Annotated in this window: 21 protein-coding genes; 9 read left to right on the top strand and 12 right to left on the bottom strand. The window is 53.4% G+C overall.

Translation table 11 applies throughout. The features are described from left to right. Positions 1-321: 321 nt before the first annotated feature. Genes WFP70_RS19930 through biuH form a run of 3 tightly spaced genes read left to right on the top strand, consistent with a single transcriptional unit; the run spans position 322 to position 3,773 of the window. A complete protein-coding gene (locus tag WFP70_RS19930) occupies positions 322-1,770 on the top strand; it encodes an amidase (protein WP_337024242.1) in 1,449 nt (482 codons plus the stop codon). Continuing rightward, positions 1,763-3,073 (top strand): purine-cytosine permease family protein, encoded by a 1,311-nt coding sequence (locus tag WFP70_RS19925; protein WP_337024241.1) that lies wholly within the window; start codon positions 1,763-1,765, stop codon positions 3,071-3,073. Before WFP70_RS19930 ends, WFP70_RS19925 begins: the two co-directional genes overlap by 8 nt. Continuing rightward, complete coding sequence (gene biuH / locus WFP70_RS19920; RefSeq protein ID WP_337024240.1) at positions 3,066-3,773, top strand: biuret amidohydrolase; 708 nt, start codon at positions 3,066-3,068, stop codon at positions 3,771-3,773. Before WFP70_RS19925 ends, biuH begins: the two co-directional genes overlap by 8 nt. Here the strand turns inward: biuH and WFP70_RS19915 are convergent. Together WFP70_RS19915 and WFP70_RS19910 are read right to left on the bottom strand one after the other, a co-directional pair. Beyond that, on the bottom strand, positions 3,762-4,664 hold the full coding sequence (locus WFP70_RS19915) for an alpha/beta hydrolase (protein ID WP_337024239.1): 903 nt from the start codon (positions 4,662-4,664) through the stop codon (positions 3,762-3,764). The genes biuH and WFP70_RS19915 overlap by 12 nt on opposite strands. Positions 4,665-4,762: 98 nt before the next feature. Then, positions 4,763-6,094: an aspartate aminotransferase family protein gene (locus WFP70_RS19910; RefSeq protein WP_337024238.1), complete on the bottom strand. Its 1,332-nt coding sequence runs from the start codon at positions 6,092-6,094 to the stop codon at positions 4,763-4,765. A 98-nt stretch (positions 6,095-6,192) separates the two neighbouring features. Between WFP70_RS19910 and WFP70_RS19905 the strand changes: the two genes are divergently transcribed. Then, a complete protein-coding gene (locus tag WFP70_RS19905) occupies positions 6,193-7,092 on the top strand; it encodes a LysR family transcriptional regulator (protein ID WP_211728968.1) in 900 nt (299 codons plus the stop codon). A gap of 300 nt (positions 7,093-7,392) precedes the next feature. Here WFP70_RS19905 and betA read toward each other — a convergent pair whose 3' ends face one another. The 3 genes from betA to betI are packed head-to-tail and all read right to left on the bottom strand — an operon-like array spanning position 7,393 to position 11,181. Beyond that, positions 7,393-9,072, bottom strand: coding sequence for a choline dehydrogenase (betA, locus tag WFP70_RS19900; protein WP_337024237.1), 1,680 nt, complete (start codon positions 9,070-9,072; stop codon positions 7,393-7,395). A gap of 26 nt (positions 9,073-9,098) precedes the next feature. After that, positions 9,099-10,571 carry a betaine-aldehyde dehydrogenase gene (gene betB / locus WFP70_RS19895; protein ID WP_337024236.1) on the bottom strand — a complete coding sequence of 491 codons (1,473 nt, stop codon included), beginning with the start codon at positions 10,569-10,571 and terminating at the stop codon, positions 9,099-9,101. A gap of 13 nt (positions 10,572-10,584) precedes the next feature. Next, entirely contained in the window at positions 10,585-11,181 is a 597-nt protein-coding gene (gene betI / locus WFP70_RS19890; protein WP_034824050.1) for a transcriptional regulator BetI, read from the bottom strand. A 253-nt stretch (positions 11,182-11,434) separates the two neighbouring features. On the opposite strand from betI, the gene WFP70_RS19885 reads away from it, so the two are divergent. Both WFP70_RS19885 and uvsE read left to right on the top strand, forming a co-directional pair. Next, on the top strand, positions 11,435-13,465 hold the full coding sequence (locus WFP70_RS19885) for a choline transporter (RefSeq protein ID WP_045815600.1): 2,031 nt from the start codon (positions 11,435-11,437) through the stop codon (positions 13,463-13,465). A gap of 86 nt (positions 13,466-13,551) precedes the next feature. Next, positions 13,552-14,526: a UV DNA damage repair endonuclease UvsE gene (uvsE, locus tag WFP70_RS19880; protein ID WP_337024235.1), complete on the top strand. Its 975-nt coding sequence runs from the start codon at positions 13,552-13,554 to the stop codon at positions 14,524-14,526. Here uvsE and WFP70_RS19875 read toward each other — a convergent pair. The 5 genes from WFP70_RS19875 to ascF form a co-directional block, all read right to left on the bottom strand. Further along, positions 14,513-14,986: an OmpA family protein gene (locus WFP70_RS19875; RefSeq protein ID WP_337024234.1), complete on the bottom strand. Its 474-nt coding sequence runs from the start codon at positions 14,984-14,986 to the stop codon at positions 14,513-14,515. The two genes, uvsE and WFP70_RS19875, sit on opposite strands and share 14 nt — an antisense overlap. Further along, positions 14,983-16,197 (bottom strand): diguanylate cyclase domain-containing protein, encoded by a 1,215-nt coding sequence (locus WFP70_RS19870; RefSeq protein ID WP_337024233.1) that lies wholly within the window; start codon positions 16,195-16,197, stop codon positions 14,983-14,985. The genes WFP70_RS19875 and WFP70_RS19870 overlap by 4 nt, the downstream gene beginning before the upstream one ends. 1 nt (position 16,198) lies before the next feature. Further along, positions 16,199-16,783: a YfiR family protein gene (locus WFP70_RS19865; protein ID WP_337024232.1), complete on the bottom strand. Its 585-nt coding sequence runs from the start codon at positions 16,781-16,783 to the stop codon at positions 16,199-16,201. Positions 16,784-16,978: 195 nt separating this feature from the next. Then, positions 16,979-18,412, bottom strand: coding sequence for a 6-phospho-beta-glucosidase (locus WFP70_RS19860; protein WP_337024231.1), 1,434 nt, complete (start codon positions 18,410-18,412; stop codon positions 16,979-16,981). 16 nt (positions 18,413-18,428) lie between these two features. Beyond that, complete coding sequence (gene ascF / locus WFP70_RS19855) at positions 18,429-19,868, bottom strand: PTS cellobiose/arbutin/salicin transporter subunit IIBC (protein ID WP_337024230.1); 1,440 nt, start codon at positions 19,866-19,868, stop codon at positions 18,429-18,431. Positions 19,869-20,123: 255 nt separating this feature from the next. On the opposite strand from ascF, the gene WFP70_RS19850 reads away from it, so the two are divergent. Beyond that, positions 20,124-21,152 carry a LacI family DNA-binding transcriptional regulator gene (locus tag WFP70_RS19850; protein WP_337024229.1) on the top strand — a complete coding sequence of 343 codons (1,029 nt, stop codon included), beginning with the start codon at positions 20,124-20,126 and terminating at the stop codon, positions 21,150-21,152. Between the two features lie 312 nt (positions 21,153-21,464). Further along, positions 21,465-22,523 (top strand): acyltransferase family protein, encoded by a 1,059-nt coding sequence (locus WFP70_RS19845; protein WP_337024228.1) that lies wholly within the window; start codon positions 21,465-21,467, stop codon positions 22,521-22,523. A 41-nt stretch (positions 22,524-22,564) separates the two neighbouring features. Here WFP70_RS19845 and WFP70_RS19840 read toward each other — a convergent pair whose 3' ends face one another. Both WFP70_RS19840 and WFP70_RS19835 read right to left on the bottom strand, forming a co-directional pair. Next, complete coding sequence (locus WFP70_RS19840) at positions 22,565-22,888, bottom strand: AzlD domain-containing protein (protein WP_034824025.1); 324 nt, start codon at positions 22,886-22,888, stop codon at positions 22,565-22,567. A 1-nt stretch (position 22,889) separates the two neighbouring features. Continuing rightward, positions 22,890-23,630, bottom strand: a complete 741-nt coding sequence (locus tag WFP70_RS19835; RefSeq protein ID WP_337024227.1) for an AzlC family ABC transporter permease — start codon at positions 23,628-23,630, stop codon at positions 22,890-22,892. Positions 23,631-23,734: 104 nt separating this feature from the next. Here WFP70_RS19835 and WFP70_RS19830 point away from each other — a divergent pair, with 104 nt between their 5' ends. Further along, entirely contained in the window at positions 23,735-24,568 is an 834-nt protein-coding gene (locus WFP70_RS19830; RefSeq protein ID WP_034824023.1) for a helix-turn-helix transcriptional regulator, read from the top strand. Positions 24,569-24,586: the final 18 nt, after the last annotated feature.

Genomic DNA, 24,586 nt, shown 5'->3' with positions numbered 1-24,586 from the left:
ATGTTTACTGAATTAAAAATCGAATAATACGCAGGTTATAACTGCATGACGTGGCGCTGTATTTTCCGATGATGTTTTATCCATCCAGTGACATTTAGCAACGCTGAAAGCAGCCTGCATCGGTGATGACCAAAATGGCGCATCGCTGCGCTATTTTTGTGCTTCCTGTTAAACCGAATGCATTAAAACGAAACATAAGTATTCGATCTTGTATCCAAGTCCGTATCCCATCAGGCGTTATCTCCTCGCCGCTGATTGTTGGCACCTTCTGGCACGCAAACTGCATTAATCCCGTTAAGTGACCAAATCGGGAGATGAATCATGTTTGAGGCTTTACTGGATGAGGATGCTACTACATTGGCAGCGCTGATCCGCAATGGCGAGGTGTCTGCCCGCGAATTGACGCAAGCCGCGTTGGATCGTATGGAAAAACGCGAACCACTGATTCGGGCTTTTTGTACGGCATCACCCGAATTGGCGTTACAGCAGGCATCAGTGGTGGATGCGAAGCGTGCACGCGGTGAAGCGCTGGGGGCTTTTGCGGGTGTGCCATTGGCGGTAAAGGATCTCATTTGTACGGCGGGTGTGAAAACCACCTCCGGTTCGGCAGCCTATGCCGATTTCATTCCTGAAGATGACGACATCACCGTCGAGCGCCTGCTGGCTGCTGATGCTGTGCTGCTGGGGAAAACCACTGCGCCCGAGTTTGGTTATAGCGGCGTTGGGCACAATCCGCTGTTTACTTCACCGCGCAATCCCTGGGATTTGAGCAAAACGCCCGGCGGTTCCAGTGCCGGATCCGGCGCGGCGCTCGCCGCTCGCCTTTGCCCGATGGCATTGGGCAGTGACGGCGGCGGATCGGTACGTATTCCAGCGGCGCACTGCGGCGTTTATGGATTCAAGGCCTCGATGGGGCGGGTGCCGTTATGGCCCGGCTGCCGCGATGAACGCTTTCCCGGCGTCTCTAGCTGGGAATCACTGGAGCATATTGGCCCCATGACACGCACGGTGCGAGACAGCGCACTGATGATGTCAGTGATGGCAGGCCCGGATATGCGCGATCGTCACTCCATTCCCTGCAGCGACGTGAACTGGATTTCCTCTCTGGAAAAACCCTTAAACGGGCTGCGCATTGCGTTTAGTGCCGATTTTGGCTATGTCGCCGTCGAAAAAGAGGTGCGTGACGTTGTCACTAAGGCCGCTCGACATTTCGCCAGTGAACTGGGGGCGGAATTAGAAGAGGTTGATCCAGAGATTGCCGATGAAGGCGCCACCTTTGCCGCGCTGGTGGCCTTTGAAAGCGATCTCACAGGCATGCGTCAGATGCAAAGCGAACTGGGCTCACGCATGTCACCTCATCTGAGCGCCATGCTGCAACGCGAATGGCGCGCTGAACACTTTACCGACGCCAATACCGCACGCAAGAAGATCTGCAATCAGCTGTGGCGATTTATGCAGCGTTACGACTTGCTGTTGACGCCAACGCTGGCAGTGCCGCCGTTCCCGCTCAACATGCAGGGACCGGAAATCATCGATGGGCACATGGTGCGCAGCGACCATTGGTTGTCGTTCTGTTATCCCTTCAATTTCACTGGCCAACCGGCGGCCTCAATCCCTGCGGGCTTCACCGCCAGTGGCTTGCCGATTGGTCTGCAAATCGTGGGTCGTCACCTGGACGATGGCCTGGTGCTGGCGGCAAGTGCCGCTTTCGAGCGCATCCAACCGTGGAATCACCTTTATCCTGCCTCAATCGGAGTTGCCCATGAGTAACAAATCATCCCCTGCGCTGGAGCACGAATTTGAACACGAGCCGGTTCCTTTGAGTCACCGTCACTCAACAAGATCCGTATCTGCCGTCTGGTTCGGTTTCCCGATGATCCTCACTAACGCACTGTTTGGCGGCATCATTACCTGGCATCTGGGTTTTTGGCCCGCGCTGATTGCCATCCTACTGGGCAATCTGGTGTTGTTCGCTTACGTTGGCGCACTGAGCTGGTTTGCTGGTAATACCGGGATGAACTTCGCCCTGCAGGCAAAGCGTACCTTTGGCACTAAAGGCTATATCCTCGTTTCCGGTTTTCTCTCGACCGTCGTGATTGGCTGGTATGCGTTTCAAACCGGATTAACCGGCACGGTAATCAACCAAACCTTTGGCTGGAACGCACTTGCGGTAACCGCCATCGCTATGGTGCTATACACCGGCGTTACCTTCCTCGGCGTTCGTGCGTTGTCGATTCTGGGCATGATTGCCGCACCGCTGTTTGTGGTGCTCGGTTTGGTCGCGTTGTGGCTGATTGGACAGGACCATGATTTCAGTACCATCACCCAGTTCAAGGGCAGTGCCAGTGCCGTCGGCGCTATGAGCATGGGAACGGCAGTGACCATGGTGGTGGCCGGATTCGCCGATTCGGGCACCATGACGGCGGATTTCACCCGCTGGTCGAAAGACGGTAAATCAGCAGTTATCGCCGCGTTTTCCGCCTTTCCTATGGCGAACGTCATCTCATATCTGTACGGTGTGGTGATTGTAGCGGTGGGCGCGGCGGTTGATCCGGTCAATAATGGCGGTAATTTCCTGCCAATGCTGATGAATCATGGCACGTTACTCTCCATCATCGCTTTCCTGTTTGTTTTCATTAACCTCGGCTCGGTTTGTACCCATTGTTTGTACAACGGTGCCGTTGGCTTTAGCCATCTGTTCAGCAGCAAGATGCGAGTCTGGACATTGATCCTCGGCGCCATCGGCGGGGCACTGGCGCTGGCGGGCGTCTGGTCTTACTTCCTCGAGTGGCTGAGTTTGCTCGGCATCGTGGTACCGCCGTTTGGTGCGGTCATGATCGTTGACCTGATCTTCATGGCAAAAATCAGCGAGCAGCGCAAAACCCGTCGTCTGCGCGGTAGCGCTTTTGCCGCCTGGGCGATTGGCAGCTTGTGTGCGGTGATTGCCCACATTGAATTCCCGCAGTTTGGTGAAGCGGTGATTGGCCTGGTGACGGCTGCTGCCAGTTACACTTTGATTGTCAAACTGAAACGTGAAAACGCAGCGAGCCTGATGGAGCAGAAAAATGCCTGAATTCACCATTGATTCAACACCTTATCCCTGGCCCTTTGATGGGCGGTGTACGCCTGCGGATACCGCACTGATCATTATCGATATGCAGACCGATTTTTGTGGCAAGGGCGGCTACGTCGATAGCATGGGGTATGACATCGCACTGACCCGCGCTCCGATAGCGCCTTTGCAGCGCGTGCTGGCACGCATGCGGGAGTTAGGCTTCCCGATTATCCATACGCGCGAAGGCCATCGCCCTGACTTGAGTGATTTACCCGCCAATAAACGCTGGCGTTCAAAGCGGATGCAGGCGGAAATCGGTGCGCCCGGTCCCTGTGGCCGCATTTTGGTGCGCGGTGAGCCGGGCTGGGAAATTATCCCGGAGCTGGCGCCACTGGCGGGTGAAACCATCATTGATAAGCCAGGCAAAGGCTCTTTTTATGCCACCGATCTTGAACTGATCCTGCGCAGTCGGGGGATGCGTAATCTTATCATCTCGGGTATTACCACCGATGTCTGTGTGCATACCACGCTGCGCGAAGCCAACGATCGCGGCTTCGAATGTCTGGTGCTGTCCGATTGCTGCGCCGCGACCGAGCTAAAACACCACGAAGCGGCACTAAGCATGATTCACATGCAGGGCGGTATTTTTGGTGCGGTGGCCAGTTCGGAGACGTTGCTGGCGGGCCTGACTCAACCTTCCGCCGCGTTAAGCGTTTAACCATTGCAGATAATGTCCCGGCCACTCAGTCGTTTGTGTGCCGGGCTTACCCAATCCAAAACCATGCCCCCCGCTGGGATAGCGATGCATCTCAACCGGCACATGCTGTTCCTTACACGCGGCAGCCATGATCAAAGTATTGTGCGGATCGGAAACAGGATCGTCTTCGGCCTGTACCAGGAAAAACGGCGGTGATTGCGGATTAACGTAGGATTGAACCGACCAGGCGGTATCCGCGCTGAGTGATGCGTCTTTCCCGACCAACACTTTATGCGTGGAGGTGTGCTCATAAGGTGGCTCAAGCGTAATGATGGGATAGATCAGCGCGGCACGATCGGCCGTTGCGGGGAGATTGTCCATTGCATCACTGGCCTGATAAGCGTGAAAATCCGCGCGGTTCGCCGCCATTCCCAGCAGGTGCCCGCCAGCCGAAAAGCCCAATACGCTGACATTGTTCTCACGGTGGCGCACGATACGCAGTGCGCGCTGTGCATCCTGAAGTGACACTAACGCGCCATCTTTCCAGCCTTCCTGCGGCAGGCGATAACTCAGCACATACGCTGTGTAGCCTTGAGCCGCCAGCCACGCGGCAGCGGGCCAGGCTTCTTTGCCCATTTCGATACGCTTATAGCCGCCGCCAGCCGCAATCAGTACAGCGCGTCCCTTGGGCTGAACAGGCTTGAAGACGGTGAGCGTCGGCATGGCAATATTCCGCTGCGCACCTTTGGCACTAAACGTCATCGCCCCTAAAGGTCCACCGCCACCAGGCGGTTGTTTTGGCCACAAGGGCAATACCTGTGCGGGTTTTGCCGCGGAAGCGGCCAGGCTAAAGCCGCTGCGCGCAGCAAAGGGGGAGAGCAGTAAACCGGTAAGAAAGTGGCGACGGAGCATGGCCGATCCAGACTGAATGCAAAAAGGTATTGAATCAGAAGAATCGGCAGAGAGTATGAAGAAGATGTTGTTAAGTATGACCAATCAACTCATTTTCCTCACGCTACGTGATGCAACGTCTCACCTACAGCGTCAAACAAGCGATCCAACTCGGCAGGCTGTGTATTGAACATCGGTCCAAACTGCAGCGTATCGGCACCGAAGCGCACATAAAAACCAGCTTTCCATAGTGCCATGCCCGCATCAAACGGTCGAATGGTGGCATCGCCGTCGCGAGGCGCAAGCTGGATGGCACCCACCAGACCGCAGTTGCGGATATCAATGACGTTCGGGCATTCACGCAGCGCATGCAGTGCATGGGCAAAATGCGGTGCCAGCTCGGCGGATTGCGCAATCAGCGCATCATGTTCCAGTAACTCCAGCGTCGCCAGGCCCGCCGCACAGGCCACCGGATGGGCAGAGTAGGTGTAGCCGTGAGCAAATTCAACCGCGTGTTCTGGCAGTTTTTGCGCCATAAAGGTGTTGTAGATTTCGCTGCTGGCGACCACGCCACCCAGCGGCACCGCGCCATTGGTGATCTGCTTGGCGAAATTGAGGATATCGGGCATGACGCCAAAATACTCAGCGCCGCTCCAGCGGCCCATGCGGCCAAAACCGGTAATGACCTCATCGAAGATCAGTAAAATATCGTGCTGGGTGCAGATTTCACGCAAGCGTTGCAGATAGCCTACCGGTGGGATAATCGCCCCCGCAGAGCCGGAAAGAGGCTCAACAATCAGGGCGGCGATGTTAGAAGCATCATGCAGCTCAATCAGTTTCAGCATCTCATTAGCCAACGCCACACCGCCGGTTTCGGCCTGGCCAGCAGTGAAGGGCAGATCGGTTTGCAGCGTGTGTGGAATATGGTCAACGTCCATAAACTGACCGAACATCTTACGATTGCCGCCAATGCCGCCCAGGCTGGTTCCGGCGATATTTACGCCGTGGTAACCTCGCGCGCGTCCGATAAATTTGGTTTTCGCCGGCTGGCCTTTGATGCGCCAGTAAGCGCGCGCCATCTTCACCGCCGTGTCTGCTGATTCCGAGCCCGAGCCGGTGAAGAACACATGGTTTAGATCACCCGGCATATGCTGGGCAATCTTGTCTGCCAGCTGAAATGACAGCGGATGGCCGTACTGGAAGCCGGGCGAATAATCGAGCGTACCCAGTTGTTTCGCCACCACCTGCTGGATTTCACTGCGGCAGTGGCCCGCGCCACACGTCCATAAACCGGAAAGGCTATCAAAAATCTGCCGTCCTTTATCATCATTCAGCCAGCGGCCTTGAGCGCCGACAATGATACGGGGATCGCGCTGGAAATTCCGGTTGGCAGTAAACGGCATCCAGTGCGCTTGCAGATTGAGATCGGTAGTGTTGACAGCATCAGACATGATGTTTCTCCAGACAGGTGTATGAAGAGTTTGCATTTAACGGTTAGTTAAGTTAAATCCCTATTAATTAATCTTCAGTTATTGATTTACTCACCTATATGAAAAGCAAATCGCTCGCGCAGGTCACCGACTTTGATCTCAAATTATTGCGCCTGTTTAAAACTGTGAATGAGAGCGGCAGCTTCTCTGCAGCAGAAAGTTTGTTGGGCATGACGCGATCGGCCATTAGCCTGCACATGGGCGATCTTGAAAAGCGACTTGGCATGCGATTGTGTCAACGCGGACGGGCGGGTTTTGCCTTGACCGAAGAAGGGCGTGAGATCCTGCGACACAGCGAAAGTATGATGGCGGCTATCGAGCAGTTTCGCCTGCAGGTTAATCAGATGCACAAGCAGCTGCGCGGCGATTTGAATATCGGGATTATCAATAATCTGGTCACGCAACCACGCATGAAAATCACCCATGCGCTGGAGAAACTGCATGAGATCGGCCCCGACATTCGGCTCAATATCAGTATGATGACGGCCGCAGAGATTGAAAGAGGGCTGATGGATGGTCGCTTGCACGTCGGTGCGCTGCCAGTCACTTCGCCGATTTCCGGCCTGGATTACATGCCGTTATATGATGAGCGGTCGCAGCTTTACTGTAGCAACACCCATGCGTTGTTTTCCCTCGAGCCAGATGAAGCGCAACTGAAGGGATGTGATGCCATCGCACCCGCTTTTCGCATGACGGCAGAAGCGATTGCCATGCACCAAAAACTCAATTGCAATGCCACGGCAACCGACCGCGAAGGCATTGCCTTTTTGATTCTCACCGGCCGCTTTATCGGTTTCTTGCCTGACCACTATGCCGCACAGTGGGTGGAGAAAAAGATGATGCACGCCATCGCACCGGAACGTTTCCACTTCACCAGTAAGATCGCCGTGGTGACACGCAAAGGGCGCAGCCAGAATGCCATTCTTGAACGATTTTTACAGGCGATTGAGTGGGAATGAGTTTTACCACAAGGCGTAAAAAGAACACGTTACTAGTTACAACATACTTTAAAGCTGCATCAATACGCTAAATGCCGGCAATTGTGCGTCATCAGTCTACAGGAAAGAAGGGAGCGTCAGTCACTGCAGAATATGACGAACCTCCCTGCTTTAAGTTGTAAAAGGGGGTGCATGATGCCGCCAGACGTGATCAACTGGGCTCAGATGACATTAAGCTTGAGTTACAGCGGCTGATTATGGCTTATCTGCAAAGCTAGCGGGAAATGAGCAGGGTGACGAGAGCCACCCTGATAAAAACGGTTAAGCGCGCTTCGGTTCACCACGCACCGGCAGATCGCCAGCGACGAAGTAATCTGCTTCGCTGCGCGGCAACGGCTGGCGACCACGAATGTTATCCGCGATCTTTTCACCGATCATGATGGTGGTGGCATTCAGGTTGCCAGTGATGATCAGCGGCATAATTGACGCATCTACCACGCGCAACGCCTGCAATCCATGCACACGACCTTCTCCATCGACAACCGCCATTTCATCGCTACCCATTTTGCAGGTGCCGCAAGGGTGATAGGCCGTTTCTGCGTGGTTACGCACAAACTCATCCAACTGTTCATCAGTCTGGCAATCGAGGCCCGGACTGATTTCTTTGCCGCGATACTTATCCAGCGCAGGCTGATTGATGATTTGACGCGTAATACGAATCGCGTCACGAAATTCCTGCCAGTCCTGTTCATGTGCCATGTAGTTGAACAAAATAGCCGGATCACGACGCGGATCGCGCGATTTAATCTGCACATGCCCACGGCTCGGTGAACGCATTGAACCTACGTGACACTGGAAACCGTGCGCTTCAACGGCGTTAGAGCCGTTGTAGTTAATCGCTACTGGCAGGAAGTGATACTGAATGTTCGGCCAGGTAAACTCTTCGCGGCTGCGGATAAAGCCACCGCCTTCAAAGTGGTTGCTGGCACCAATGCCAGTGCCGTTAAACAGCCACTCTGCACCGATCTTCGGCTGGTTCCACCATTTCAACGACGGATAGAGTGACACCGGCTCTTTGCACTCGTACTGCAGGTACATTTCGAGGTGATCCTGCAGGTTTTCGCCGACGCCCGGCAGATCATGTACCACCGGAATGTCGAATTTGTTCAGCAGTGCAGCAGCGCCCACGCCAGAACGCTGCAGAATCTGTGGCGAGGCGATGGCTCCGGCGCACAGCAACACTTCACGGCGAGCATGCACCTGATGTGGCGTGTTGCCCGATCCCTGCAAATATTCCACGCCCACCGCGCGCTTGCCTTCAAACAGGATGCGATCGGTGGTGGCATGGGTGACGATCTTCAGGTTTGGACGCACTTTGGCGGTATCGAGATAGCCACGCGCGGTGCTGGATCGACGACCTTTCGGCGTGACGAAGCGATCCATCGGTCCGAAGCCTTCCTGCTGATAGCCGTTCAAATCTTCCGTGCGCGGATAGCCTGCTTCAACACCGGCTTCAATCATCGCGGCAAACAGCGGGTTATTACCGGGTTTACAGGTGGTGATGCTTACCGGGCCTTCACCGCCGTGATAGTCATTGGCGCCAATATCGCGGGTTTCTGACTTGCGATAGTAGGGCAGGCAGTTCAGGTAGCTCCAGCTTTCCAGCCCAGGCTGCTGCGCCCAGTTATCGAGATCCATCGCGTTGCCGCGGATATAACACATACCATTGATCAGCGATGATCCGCCCAGACCTTTACCGCGTCCGCACTCCATGCGGCGGTTATTCATATGCGGTTCTGGCTCTGTTTCATACGCCCAGTTGTAGCGTTTTCCCTGTAGCGGATAAGCCAGCGCGGCTGGCATCTGCGTGCGGAAATCGAAGCGGTAGTCAGGGCCACCCGCTTCTAAAAGCAGCACATTCACGCTGCTGTCTTCGGTCAGTCTTGTTGCCAAAACGTTCCCTGCGGATCCGGCTCCGATAATGATGTAATCAAATTCCATTAATCGCTCCTCAGGTTAAAGCTCAATTAAAATACGGACTGAAAACGGGATAACTCGACCTGCACCGACTTCACCTGGGTGTAGTTTTGCAAGGTCATCAGGCCATTCTCACGGCCAATACCAGAGTGCTTGTAGCCGCCCACCGGCATTTCGGCGGCAGATTCGCCCCAGGTGTTGATCCAGCAGATACCCGCTTCGATCTGGTGAATCACGCGGTGTGCGAGGTTCAGGTCTTGCGTCACTACACCCGCAGCCAGACCGAAATCGGTGGCATTGGCGCGACGTACCACTTCTTCTTCGCTTTCGTAAGTCAGAATCGACATCACCGGCCCGAAGATCTCTTCACGCACGATGGTCATCTCATCGCGGCAATCGGTGAATACGGTCGGTTCAACCCAGGCACCGTTATCAAACCCGGCACCGCTCAGGCGTTTGCCGCCGCACAGCAGACGCGCACCTTCGTTGATACCGGATTCGATATAGCGCATCACGTTGTCACGATGCGGGAAGCTCACCAGCGGACCGAAATTGGTGTCGGGATCGTTGAGATCACCCGCTTTAATGCGTGCAACACGCTCAGCGATTTTCGCTTCAAACGTGGCCTGGAATTTAGCCGGGATAAACACGCGCGTACCGTTGGTGCAGACCTGGCCCGAGCTGTAGAAATTGGCCATCATGGCGATGTCAGCGGCCAGATCGAGATCGGCATCATCAAAAATGATCAGCGGTGACTTGCCACCCAATTCCATAGTGACTTCTTTCAGCGTGGAACCTGCGGCATTCGCCATCACTTTTTTGCCGCTGGCCACGCCGCCGGTAAAGGAGACTTTATCGATGCCCGGATGGTCAGTCAGCAGTTGACCAGTGACCGCGCCACGACCGTTCAGCACATTGAATACGCCGGCAGGCACGCCCGCTTCGGTGTAAATTTCTGCCAGCTTCAGTGCTGTCAGTGGAGTGACTTCACTCGGTTTAAAGATCATCGCGTTACCCGCTGCCAGTGCAGGGGCAGATTTCCATAAGGCGATCTGAATCGGGTAGTTCCACGCACCAATACCAGCGACCACGCCGAGCGGTTCACGACGGGTATAAACAAACGCCGTGTCGCGCAGTGGGATCTGCTGGCCTTCCAGCGTCGGGATCAGACCGGCGTAATATTCCAGCACGTCAGCACCGGTCACGATGTCAACATATTGGGTTTCGCTCAGCGGCTTACCGGTGTCGAGGGTTTCCAGCGCGGCCAACTCGTCGTTGCGCTCACGCAGAATATCGACGGCACGGCGCAGAATGCGTGAGCGCTCCATGGCGGTCATCGCGGCCCAAACTTTCTGGCCTTTTTGCGCGGCAGCGACGGCACGATCAACATCGGCTTGTTCCGCCTCATGTACTTCGGCCAGTACTTCGCCATTGGCCGGGTTGATGGTCTGGAATGTATTACCTGCGCTCGCCGCAATGAACTGACCATCGATATACAGCTGCTGTTCGGTGAATCGGGACATGATTTCTCCTTCCTCAGTGATTCAGTGCGCCAGCAAGTTGCTGACGGATAAATTGGGTGGTGAGCGTTTTCGCGACATCGATATTGAAGGGCAGACCGCTTAGCGCAGCTCGCAGCCAAAGGCCATCGATTAGCGATGCCAATCCGTGAGCCGCCAGTCGCGCCTGTTCACGCGGCAATTCACGGTGAAACTCGGCGGCGAGGGTTGAAAACAGGCGTCGGCTACTGACCCGTTCCAGACGACCCAACTGCGGCTGATGCATGCTGCTGGCCCAGAAATCCAGCCAGGCTTTCATCGCCGCGCTGTGCACCTGTGTGTCATCGAAGTTACCTTCGACAATCGCCAGCAAGCGTGCTTCGGTCTTCGCGCCCGCCAACGGTTTCAGGCGGGCAGCCACGGCATCACGTAACTGACGAGTGATATCGCGCATGGTGGCTTCCAGCAAACCGTTCTTGTCCTTGAAGTAGTGGCTGATGATGCCGGTCGAAACCCCCGCACGGCGGGCAATCTGCGCAATAGTTGCGTCATTAATTCCTACCTCGTTAATCGTATCGAGGGTTGCATCAATCAGCTGCCGACGACGAATCGGCTGCATTCCCACCTTTGGCATGACTCCAGCTCCACCACAATGTCAGAGGACTATTTAAACTTTTTTTGATTGCACGTTCAATATAAAAAAGAATTTTGTTAGGATACTGTGCTTCGATTGTTACAAAAGCACAGCGGTGAACCGGGCTATGCGGCTCATCGTCAGAAGAAAGCACTACAGGGAGGGACAACAGGGGTACTGATAACAACAAGGCCTGGCAGACAGGTCACGCTAATCCATTGAGTCATTACAGGAAATTAACCAGAGGTCATCGATGATTAATCCACCTGCCAGTGAAAAAGACAGAATCAATCCTGTGGTGTTCTACACCTCAGCCGGACTGATTCTGACATTTTCACTTGTCACTATTTTTTACAGCGAGCTGGCTGCCAGCTTGATTCAAACTGCGGTTAACTGGGTTACCGCTACGTTTGGCTGGTACTACATGCTGGCCGCGACGCTGTATATCGTTTTCGTTATCTACATGGCCTGTTCACGTTACGGCGCCATCAAGCTAGGGCCAGAGCAATCCAAACCAGAATTCAGCTTATTAAGCTGGTCAGCGATGCTGTTTGCGGCCGGTATCGGTATCGATCTGATGTTCTTCTCGGTGGCCGAACCGGTCACGCAGTACATGCAACCGCCTGAAGGCGCCGGACAAACCATGGAAGCCGCCCGACAAGCCATGGTGTGGACGTTGTTCCACTACGGCGTAACTGGCTGGTCAATGTACGCGCTGATGGGGATCGCGCTGGGGTACTTTAGCTACCGCTACAATTTGCCGCTCACCATCCGTTCTGCGCTGTATCCAATCTTTGGCAAACGTATTAACGGGCCGATTGGCCATACCGTGGATATTGCAGCGGTAGTGGGGACCATCTTCGGCATCGCCACCACCTTAGGGATCGGCGTGGTTCAGCTCAATTATGGCCTGAACGTGTTGTTCGATATTCCGGAAGGCTTTACCGCGCAGGCGGCGTTGATTGTGCTGTCGGTGATTATCGCCACCATTTCCGTGACCTCCGGCGTGGATAAAGGCATCCGTATTCTGTCGGAACTCAACGTTGCGCTGGCATTGGGGCTGATTCTGTTTGTGCTGTTCATGGGCAAAACCGACTTCCTGCTGAATGCGTTGGTGCTCAATGTCGGTGATTACATCAACCGCTTTATGGGCATGACGCTGAACACCTTTGCGTTTGATCAGCCAAGAGAGTGGATGAACAGCTGGACGTTGTTCTTCTGGGCATGGTGGGTCGCCTGGTCACCGTTTGTTGGCTTGTTCCTGGCGCGTATTTCACGTGGTCGTACTATCCGTGAGTTCGTGCTCGGTACGCTGATTATTCCGTTCACCTTCACGCTGTTGTGGCTGTCGGTCTTTGGTAACGCCGCGCTGTATGAAATTATCCACGGTGATGCCGGCTTTGCTCAGGAAGTGATGGCGCATGCAGAACGTGGCTTCTACAGCCTGCTGGCGCAGTATCCGGCGTTCAAGTTCAGCGCTTCGGTCGCGACCATTACCGGCATGCTGTTCTACGTCACCTCAGCGGATTCCGGTTCACTGGTATTGGGTAACTTCACCTCGAAGCTGAAAGACATCAACAGTGATGCACCGAACTGGCTGCGTATCTTCTGGTCAGTGGCGATTGGTGTTCTGACCATGGGTATGTTGATGACCAACGGTATTTCTGCGCTGCAGAATGCCACGGTGATCATGGGACTGCCGTTCAGCTTTGTGATCTTCTTTGTGATGGCCGGTTTGTATAAGTCTCTCAAAGTGGAAGACCATCGCCGCGCCAGCGCCAGTCGTGAAACGGCACCGTACATTCCGGCCAGCAACGATCGCCTGAGCTGGAAGAAACGTCTGTCGCGTCTGATGAACTATCCAGGCACACGCTACACCCAGCAAATGATGGAGAACGTCTTGTTCCCGGCGATGCAGGATGTGGCGAAAGAACTGGAGTTGCGCGGTGGTCGGGTTTCACTGGACCGCGTGGAGCCGGAAGAGGGCCATCCGTTAGGTTATCTGGATTTGCGCGTGCTGCTGGGTGAAGAGCAGGACTTCGTGTATCAGATCTGGCCGCAGCAGTATTCGGTGCCGGGCTTTACCTATCGAGCGCGCAGCGGTAAATCGACCTATTACCGTCTGGAGACATTCCTGCTGGAAGGCAGCCAGGGCAACGATTTGATGGACTACAACAAGGAGCAGGTGATTATCGATATTCTCGATCAGTACGAACGCCACCTGAACTTTATCCATTTGCATCGCGAAGCACCGGGCAGCAATATCACTTTCCCAAGCGTGTAAGCCCACGGACAGCGGCAGCCCTGCCGCTGTCCGTGCACTTTCCCTGGAGCAAGCTACACTTTCAGCCTGCTCTAAGGGAGACTGAAATGAAATTGGGTTTTGCGTGTAAGTACTTCGATGCACAGGCTAAGCAGCCGTTTCCGTTTAAAATCACCACGCGTACGCGTTTCCTGAGTCTTGATCGCGAAGAACAAGCGCGTTTACTGGCGCAGCTGGCAACCAACAACCTCGAAAACCAAATCCTCACGCTGCAGCAACTGGCAAAACTGCCGGATGCGATGCGCATGATGCGGATTGGCAGCGACCTGTTGCCGCTGTATACCGTACCAGAGGCCACCGCCATCTACAGCGAATTAATGCCCGATTTAAAACCGTTGTTTGTCAGGTGTGGCGAGATAGCGCGCGCAAACAACATCCGTCTCTCATTCCATCCCGGACAATATTCCGTACTCGCATCGGATAATGAAGGGGTAGTGGATCGGGCGATTGAGGATGTGGAGTATCATGCACTGTGTGCCGTGATAATGGGGTATGGTCGCCAGTTTCAGGATTTCAAAATCAATATCCATATGAACGGCAAAAAAGGCATCGAGGGGTTTCGCGCGGCGTTTCAGCGTCTCTCTCCTGAAGCACGCAATATGCTGACGGTCGAAAATGACGAAATATCTTGTTCGCTGGATGATGTATTACAGGCGCGCGATCTCTGTCCGGTGGTGCTGGATATTCACCATCACTGGGTGAAAGAGAATCAATTTATCAAAGCGGATGATGCGCGTATCCCGTTAATTATCGAATCGTGGCGCGGTGTGCGTCCGGTATTACACTATTCGATTGCGCAGGAAGGATTAATCCCAGAACATGGCTTCCCGGATCAGCGCGATTTAACGGTGGCAAAAACCAAACTGCGTGCACATTCTGACTACTACTTTAATCAGGATTTAAATGACTGGGCGCTGTCATTTAAAGATTTCGACATTATGTGTGAAGTGAAAATGAAGAATCTGGCGGTCGAGCGCTTGTACCGTTATGCGCTCGACCAGGGCGAGATTAAGGCGAGGTAATCACAATCGCCACACGGCGATTCTGCGCGCGGCCTTGTGCACTGTTATTGCTGGCAATCGGGGCGCTCATGCCCAGGCCTCGGGTGGTGATGTTGGTTCGCGGTACATCCGCACCCAACGCCCATTGTGTTGCCACAGCATCAGCACGTTTCAGTGACAACTGCTGGTTATAATCCGCCTTGCCGTAATTATCCGTATGACCGTCAATCCGGACATGCTGAATACCGGTGGCTGAGAGATTTTTTGCCATATTGGCGATATTGGCTTTACTGGCTGCGGTGAGTTCAGACTCATTTACCCCAAACAGGATTTTGTCCGATAAACCCAATCCCCAGCCTTCCATATTTTCAGTAAAACCTGCGCTTTGCATCGCCGCGATCTGCGCGGCGGTGAAGCGACCTTTAGACTGACAGCCCGCACAAACCAGAATACACAGCAGCAGAAAGAGTTTAATTTTCATACCCGTACCTTACTTATCCCTTTGTTTTTGTACATATGCATATCCGCACGTTCCAGAATCGATTGCACCGTATCGCCATGCTGCGACCAGGCGTAACCAATAGTGACTGAGGTGGTGATCGGTGTGCCTTCCGCGATCATAATCTTCTGCGCAATGGCTTCCCTGATCTCCTCTGTCAGCTGCAGCAGCTGTTTCTCAGTCGCGCGGCTGGTTATTAACATCGCAAATTCATCACCGCCGAGTCGCGCAACCATATCCTGTTTGTAGGCCAGTGCAAGCAGGCGGGAACCGATGGCTTTCAACACCTCATCGCCCGCCGCATGTCCCCAGTTATCATTGATGCTCTTGAATCGATCGCCATCCAGGAACAGCAACACAAAGCGCTCCTGAGCGAACTGGCCATCAAGCAATCGGGTTAATTGCGTAACAAAGGCGGCACGGTTGGCCAGCCCGGTGAGCGGATCTTCCAACGCCTTCGCCGCTAACGAACGGTTATCTCGCAGTAACGAAGCTTGCAGCGATTGCATCTCCGCTAACAACGAGTTGAGATCGTCCGAAAACAGCTGAAATTCTTTGGTCGGGCTTTCAGGGATTCGCAGTGAAAAATCCCCCGAGCTGATGACGTAATGAATCGAGCTGGTGATATTGCGCAGCGTCTGCAAAATGCCCCGATGCAGAAAAGCGCTCAGCATAAAGGCAACAATCAGTACGCAGAGCATGCCGCTGGATAAAATCATCACTGAGTAGCGAATAAAATCCGTCGCCCCTTTGACCGTACCCGCCAGCGTCAACGTCCCGACGACATTTTCCGCGTGATTGATATTCACGCTCAGCGGGCGCGCGTAGATCCATTCGCGTAAGAAGTTCTCATACCAGCCATCCTGCTGCTGTTGGTCTTGCCAGTTAACCAGCACCGTTTGGTCGTCCGTTACCAGTTTCGCCGTAGCAAACATGCCTTCATTGCCCAACATGGCAATTTTTTTGTGGGCGTCATAACTGTCTTCAAATACGGTGGCAGCGGTCAGGCTGTTGCTCAGCGTTGCGGCAATCAGCTCCAGGTTGCGCTTCTCATAACGCTTGATGAAAAGTAACGAAGTGGAGGTCAGCAGCAACCAGCACAGCAACAAGATAACGGCGGAGTTGATGATGCTGATCTTGCGCAGCCTGATGCGGATAGATGATTTTTCATTTTTGATTTTTTCAAATTTCATCTTATTGGCTTCCTTTGCGCGACAGCAATAACACATCCGGACTCACACGAACGCCACTGCGAGCCAGTGAATCAAGGTTTACGGCAAACATCGGATGATCGGCATTAAAAATAAGACAGAAAGCGGCTCCAATGGCGCAATCGGTATTATTTTCAGCCAGAGAGAGAACGGCGTGGCCTTTCTCCAGGCTGAGCAATTCGGTCTGTTGCTGCGGCGACTGATCGCCGAAATAGAGGGCATCACAGCGATTGCTGGCTAACTCGGTTTCACTGTTGAGATAGACCACGCTAAAGGGCAGCGATGTCGCGGTGGCGCTGGCAGGAAAATTGACATGGCGCGCAGAATTGAACACACACAACTGTGGAGCGTCGTGCAACGCCGGCCAGCGGGTGAAGCTAATGATACCGCTGACAATACGGTTGGCTTTGTCATCTTTCGTCGCGGGGTTTTGCGCCGCAGCAGCAGGCAGGGATAGCGGCAATATCAACAGTGCCAGCGAACCGATGCAGATCAGCGCGGCTTTAAGCTGAGCCAAAAGCAGAAAAAAAACTTCACGAGGGTGAAGACGAGGTTCAAAACGTAACATGACGCTATTCCGCTGGGTTCAACCCGCAAATAGTACCATCGGCATTTATAAAAGAGTACAGGTGTTCAATAGCGGAAAACGCGGACTATTTACTCTGGCAGGATAATCAGATCCAATTATTAATAGAGGGTTTAATGCAGTATTTATATAAACATGCCGGGCGAACTGACATCGCCCGGCAGTGAATCGCAAAGATTATTCACTTAAATCGCGGCCATTGCTGGCAATCACTTTTTTATACCACCAGAAAGATTTTTTGCGGGTGCGCGCCAGTGAGCCATTGCCTTGATCATCACGATCGACGTAAACAAAGCCGTAGCGTTTACTCATCTCGCCCGTTGAGGCTGCGACCAAATCAATGCATCCCCAGGTGGTGTAACCTATCACCGGGATGCCATCGGCTATCGCTTCGCCCATTGCCTGAATGTGCTGCTTCAGGTAGCTGATACGGTAATCGTCATGAATCTCGCCGTTGGCATCGATTTCATCGCGCGCCCCCAGGCCGTTTTCCACCAAAAATAGCGGCTTTTGATAGCGGTCGTACATCATGTTCATGGTGATGCGCAGCCCTAAGGGATCGATGCCCCAGCCCCATGCGCTCCGGGGAATGTGCGGGTTGGTCAGCGATTTGACTACGTTCGCCGCACTGCTGTTTTTCTCGTTCATATCGGCTGAGGCACAGCGCGACGCGTAGTAGCTGAAGGAGACAAAATCCACGGTATGACGCAGGAGTTCTGCATCACCGTCCTGCCACTCAATCTCAATGCCTTTCTCGCGGAACACGCGTGCTGCGTAGGAAGGATAGGCACCGCGCGCCTGCACATCGATAAAGAACAGGTTCTCGCGATCTTTTTCCATCGCCGCCCAGACATCTTCAGGGTTACATGACCACGGATAGAAATTGCCGCCCGCCAGCATGCAGCCGACCTGATTTTCGGGGTCAATCTCGTGTGCAATTTTCGTCACCAGCGCACTGGCGACCAGTTCATGATGCGCCGCCTGGTATTTAACCTGTTCTCGATTATCCTCTGGTCCGAAGACCAGGCCAGCGCCAGAGAACGGGCTGTGCAGCAGAATGTTGATCTCGTTAAACGTCAGCCAATATTTCACCAGCCCGTTGAAAGCGTCAAAGCAGGTGCGGGCGTAGCGGGCGAAGAATTCAATCATCTTGCGGTTGCGCCATGAACCGTACTCGGTAACCAAATGCATCGGTACGTCAAAATGGCATAACGTCACCAGCGGCGTGATGCCATATTTTTGGCACTCTTCGAACAGGCTGCGATAGAAAGCGATACCTTCAGGATTTGGCGTTAACTCATCGCCTTTCGGGTAGATGCGGCTCCAGGCGATGGACGTACGAAACACCGTGAAGCCCATTTCCGCCATCAACGCGATGTCATCTTTGTAACGACGATAAAAATCGATGGCATCGTGGCTCGGATAGTATTCATCATCACGCAAGGTGAAGCGCGGTTCCAGCCCGAGTTTGACCGGCATACGGTGTTCGCCATGCGGGATCATATCCACCGTGGTTAAGCCTTTACCGCCCGCCAGATAGCTCCCCTCCGACTGATTAGCGGCTAACGCGCCGCCCCATAAAAATCCCTCTGGAAATGTCACTTCAGACATAAAAAACCTCAGTTAATCAATTCACATTGACGGCTTTAGCAGGATCCACAACCGGTTTAGGCTGCGCTGTTTCACTCACCGGAATATCTTCAAAGCCAAGAATCAGGGTCAGAACAAATGAAAGCACCACCGACAACACCATCACGCCACCCACCCACACAATGCTCATCGGGTTGGCCGGATCAAAAAACTGTACGCTGGTAAACAAGCCGGGTGAGGCCATGGAGTGGCTGGCGAGCCCGCCGATGCCGGCTACCGCGCCACAGATAAATCCGCTGATCAGGCTGGCGATCAGTGGTCGTTTGAGTCGCACCGCAACACCATACAGCGCGGGTTCCGAGATCCCAGCCACGATCGCTGAAGCCGCTGCGGCAAAAGCGGTCTGACGCAATTCCGGATTCTTGGTTTTGAAGGCTACGGCCAGCGATGACCCGCCGAGTGACAGATTGGCGCCAATTTCAGAGGGCATTACCATGCCTTCTTTGCCGGTTTCCGCAATAGTCTGGATGATGGTCGGGGTAAACACGCGGTGCATGCCGGTCATCACCAGCAGTGGCCACAACGCGCCCATGATCGCAACGGATAACCAGCCGAGATAGCCATGAATGGTGTAAACCAGCGCTGAAATACCGCTACCAATCCAGATGCCGAGTGGGCCAATCAGCACAATGGCAATCGGTGCGGCGATCAGCACAATCAACATCGGTTTGAGGAAGTTTTTGGTGACCGCAGGGGTAAAGCGATCCACCCAGTATTCGATGTGCGACAGGATCCACGTCATCACCAGCGCCGGGATCACGGTGTAAGTGTATTTCACCGCCGTCACCGGGATATAGGCGAACTCCACGGCCTGGCCTTGTGCCGCTTTGGCCATCAAATCAATAAAGTTGGGATGCACCAGTACGCCAGCAATCGCAATCGCCAATGACATATTGGTTTTAAATTTCAGTGCCGCCGAGGCCGCCACCATTACCGGCAGGAAGAAAAAGGCGCCGTCACCGATCACATTCAGGATCACCAGCGTAGACGAACCTTTATCCAGTACACCGCCCATCTCCAGCACCATTGCCAGCAGCTTGACCATCGATCCACCGATGATCGCCGGGATCAGCGGCGACATGGTGCCCACCAGCGCATCAAGAATGCCCGCGCCAATGCTGCGCAGAGTGATTTTGCGTTTCACTGGGGCGCTGTTATCGCTATTCGGTGTACCGAGTTTAAGCACTTCCTGATACGCGAGATTGACGTTATTGCCAATGATCACCTGGCATTGCGTATCGGTATGCACCACGCCCATCACGCCCGGAATTGCTTTCAGCGTGGCGTTATCGATCAGGGTAGTGTCGCGTAGCACGAAACGCAGGCGCGTCATGCAGTGCGTGACGGCTTCAATATTGGTTAAGCCGCCGAGCGAAGCCACGATGGCGCGTGAAACGTCAGCATAATTTTTAGCCATGGATTGTAGGTCTCTGATTTTTTTTGAGTAGGGGTACGTTTGCCCGCATATCTATTGCGAGTCATGAGAAACCGGTTTCACAAAATCATGAATATGAAATCAATGGCAGGCAAGAAGTTTAAAATTTGATGTTTAAAAATGTGATAGTTATCGATAACGAAGTGAGGAGCGGGCAAACATTACGGTGAAAAAATTCTCCGCATAATTCGCGACTTAGGTACACTTCAGCGATACGAGCGTAAATCAGAGTGAAAAATGGCAACCATAGTTGAGGTGGCGAAGGTCGCAGGCGTATCGAAAGCCACGGTGTCACGTGTGCTGTCCGGCAACGGTTATGTCAGCGAAGAGAAGCGGGAATTGGTGTTTAAGGCTATCGCGGAAACCGGCTTTCGCCCCAATTTACTGGCGCGAAATCTGGCAACCAAGTCGAGCCAGACTATTGGCCTGGTGATCACCAATACCCTCTATTTCGGCAGCTATTTTACTGAGCTCATGCAGCATTCCGCCCGACTGATGGAGCAGCAGGGGCGACAACTGCTATTGGTGGATGGCAAACACAGTGCGGAAGAGGAGCGTGCTGCGATTCAATTTTTGCTCGATTTGCGCTGTGACGGCGTCATCATCTATCCGCGCTTTCTCACCATTGAAGAAATGGACGCTATCATCGATCAGCACTCGCATCCGATTCTGGTGATCAACCGTCGTCTGCGGCAACACGACAGCTACAGTATTTACGCCGATCAACAACGCACCAGCGCCGACGCCGTTGAAGCGTTAATCAAACTGGGGCATCGTGACATTGCCTTTATTACCGGGTCGCTCGATTCGCCCACCGGCCGTGAGCGCCTGGCGGGCTACCAATCGGCGCTGGCAAAACACCAGATTCCGGTTCAGCAAGCGTTGATTATTGAAGGGAAGTGGCAGGCGCAAAACGGCGTAGCGGCGGTTGAAACCTTGTTAAAACAGGGCACTCCGTTTAGCGCACTGGTGGCCAGTAATGATGATATGGCGGTAGGAGCGTTAAAAGCGTTGGCATCGCACAACATTGCGGTTCCGGCTCAGGTCTCCGTGCTGGGATTTGATGATATTCCGCTGGCCCCCTTCACCGTTCCATCGCTCTCTAGCGTGAAAATGCCGGTGACGGAGATGATTCAGGAAACGCTTGCAAGGCTGATATCGATGCTCGACGGGGGCGAAATGCGCAATCGCCAGCGCTTCTCGGGTGAAGTGATGATGCGAGAATCCGTCGGCCCAGGACCTTATGCCAGTGAAAACGTTGTTTGAATGACCCAAGTTGGTGTCGCAATCATTAACGCCACTACTTGAAATCCTTTATCAAGCCTCAATGCCTTTGCTAATCGTTGGTATATTAACCATCCAAAATCAGAGGCGTTAAAAAGGGGGCGGTTGTATTTAGTGCATTCAATCGCATTCTATTTTGAATTGGAAAGTCCAAATTAAAGTGAGGTTTAATTGTATATTCTATTAGTTAAATGCATTCGGTGTATAATTTAATCAGAATAAGTCTTATTGTGAGTAAATAATTGTCAGTGCTAAGTTGAATTTACACATCCGGACATCTTTCCTGAGGGAATTATGCACGCACGCATCAAGCATCTTGACGGAATGCGCGGTCTTGCCATCTTAATGGTGATTGGTTACCACGCGTATGCACGTTGGCCAGAACTCTTGCCCTATGTAAACCTCACACAACATATTCCAGTTTTTTCTTTCGGCTGGCTTGGTGTTGAGTTGTTTTTCATGATCTCCGGCTTTGTCATATTTATGACGCTGGATAAGTCTGATAGCTATATCAGCTTCCTGAAAAAACGCTGGCTGCGACTGTTTCCGGCAATGCTGATTGCCAGTTTGTTACTCTATGCTGTGGGTGGGTTTTTCCCGGAATGGTCAGCTATGACACCCTATGTCAGGAATCTGCTACCTGGGCTGATCTTCACTAATCCTGAAACGTTGACACAAATAACCGGTATTGAATTTAAATCGATGGCGGGTTCATTTTGGTCGCTGTACGTTGAAGCGGTATTCTATCTGATTATTGGTGCCATCTATTTTACCCTGGGACGGAAATATTGCTTGCCGGGCTTGCTGGTGCCCATGTTACTGCTGTCCGCCTCCTCGGTATTAAAATCTTTAGGTCATCCCATTTTCATTGATATTATTGCTAAGTTTGGTTTTATTCACTACGCGTGGTTTATGATCGGCTGCCTGGTATATGAAAGAATGCATGGCCGTGACAAAGGCTTTCATTATGCGGTTGTGGCTTTTGCCATGCTGATTAATTTCAGCTATTACGTCAAGAATGCCGGGGTGCTGACGGTGATCCCGCTGCTGATAGTGATGTTGTTCTTCATTGCCAGTTTTTATTCTAAACAGCTTGAGCGTCTGTTATCACTTCGATTCTTCACCGCGATAGGTTTTGCCAGTTACGCGTTTTATCTGATACACGAAAACCTCATGATTGCCATGCTGATAAAACTCAACGTGCACATTAAAAGTGAGATGATCATGTTGCTCATGCCAATAGTGGTCGCCACCGGGCTGTATTATCTGGCCTGGTTTATCACCAAATATCTTGAACCGGCGTTGAGAAATATGTTGAAGGGCAAGCGGACACCGGCACCAGAGGTGGGGTAATAAAATGGGGGCGGTGTTAATCCCGCACCCGATGCTACACGTTACAAACCAAACCCATAACGCAGCGCAGTATATGCCACCATGCCAGCCAGCACGGTGGCAAACAAACCGCGCGTGACGATGCCGGTGATCGCCGCAATCAGCGCTGCCAGTAACGATAAACTCAAACCTGAAGCGGTTAACGCCGGCTTTTCGATCAACTCGGCCGTGACAATGGCCGCCATAATGCCCGCCGGGATAAAGCTCAGCCACTGTTGCGCCAGCGGGGCGAGTCGGAAGCGGGAAAGCAGCAGAATCGGGCCAACGCGCATCACCGCTGTGATCAGCGCGGCAACCACAATGGTCATCAGGACATTACGCTCCATGTTATTTCCCCTCCTTGTATTTCATGCGTAACAGCAGCGTGGCCAGACTGGCGGCAATCGAGGCGGCGATGATCACCACTATGCTGAGATCCAGATGTCCCGCAGAAAAATAGGTCACCAGCACCGCAACCACAATCGCCAGCGTCTCCAGCCATTTGCGGCGGCTGGCAAACCACGTCATTAGAATCAGCCCGATAAACATCGATACCAGACTAAAACTCAATCCGGCCATCAGCGATTCAGGGACGGCAGATGCGGCATAAGCGCCAATCACACAGGCAATAATCCAGTTCAGCCAGGCGGGCAGGTTAAGACCAAACATCCAGGCAAAGGCGATTTTGCCGTGCTGGCTGCCGTGCTGTACCGCGACGCCGAAGGTCTCATCGGTGAGCAGCAGGCCGCTGACGACTTTCTGCCAGCCACTTTGGCCACGGAAGAACACGCTAATCGCTGAACTCATCAGCAAATAGCGCAGATTAACCAGCATCACGCTAAGCACCACCGAGGTCATTTCCGCGCCTGCTGCCCATAGCGAATAAAATAAGAACTGCGCCGAACCGGTGTAGAGCAGCGTCGCCAGCAGCGCGGTTTGCAATACGGAGAAACCGGCCAGCGTGCCAATGGCACCCGCCGCAAAACCGATGCTCAGGTAACCGGGCACGGTAGGTAAACAGGCGATAAAACCCGCGCGAAAACTCAGTGAATCGCTGTGTTTCGGCAGGGTGTGACTATTCAACGACATGACAATTTTCCAAAACCTTCTCAACAGATGCACCAATTTTAAGCCACGATGCGCAAGGCTATAGTAAAATCCTGCTCCCGGAGTACATCAGCGAAGGATTTGTGATGCAGGAAAAACGTGATGACATCAAATTGTGGCGTGACCGTGGTATGCACGGCGGTATGGAAATCCTGCGTGCACGCTGCTACGAGCACAGTTATCCGCCACACTTCCACGACGAATTTGTGATCGCGGCGTTTGCCCGAGGGGCACAACGTACCCGTATTTGCCGTCAACAGGGGATTGCCGCCGCTGGCACGGTGATGGTGATTCTGCCGGGAGAAGTGCACACCGGTGAAGCGGTCCAGCGTGAGGAAGGCTGGGATTACTGCGCGTTTTATCCTTCCGCCACACTGGTTAATGAGATCGCGGAGTCACAAATCGGCGGCAAAGGTGAACTCAATTTTGGTGCGGAAGGGATGCGGTATGATCCGTTGCTGGCGCAGCAGATGTTGCAGGCTTCCGCCGTAATGCAAGAAAGTCCGGACGCAGTGGAAAAAGAGTGTGCGCTGTTTCAGGTACTGAGCGCGTTAATCCGTCAACACGGCGAACGCACGTTAAAAGGCGGTGAGCGGCATGCGTTACGCGCCGATATTCGGCAGGCGATCGATTTTCTGCACAGCGATTACCATCAGCCGCTGGCGGTCAGTGAAATCGCCGCCGTCGCCGGGCTAAGCGAATACCATTTTATGCGCACCTTCCAGAAGCTGACTGGCTTGTCGGTACATCAATACCTTACGCAGATTCGCCTGATGCGGGCAAAACGACTGCTGTCACAAGGCTTCGATGCCGCGCACACCGCCAGTGAAGTGGGCTTCTTCGACCAGAGCCACTTCATCAAGAAATTCCGCGCCCATTTTGGCATTACGCCGGGTGCATTTGCGGCGGCATCGCAATGATGGAACGAGGATCTTGCC

The organism is Pantoea sp. USMM079 (assembly GCF_037153115.1).
Taxonomy (GTDB): Bacteria; Pseudomonadota; Gammaproteobacteria; order Enterobacterales; family Enterobacteriaceae; genus Pantoea; species Pantoea communis.
This window is presented reverse-complemented; position numbering and strand designations above follow the sequence as displayed.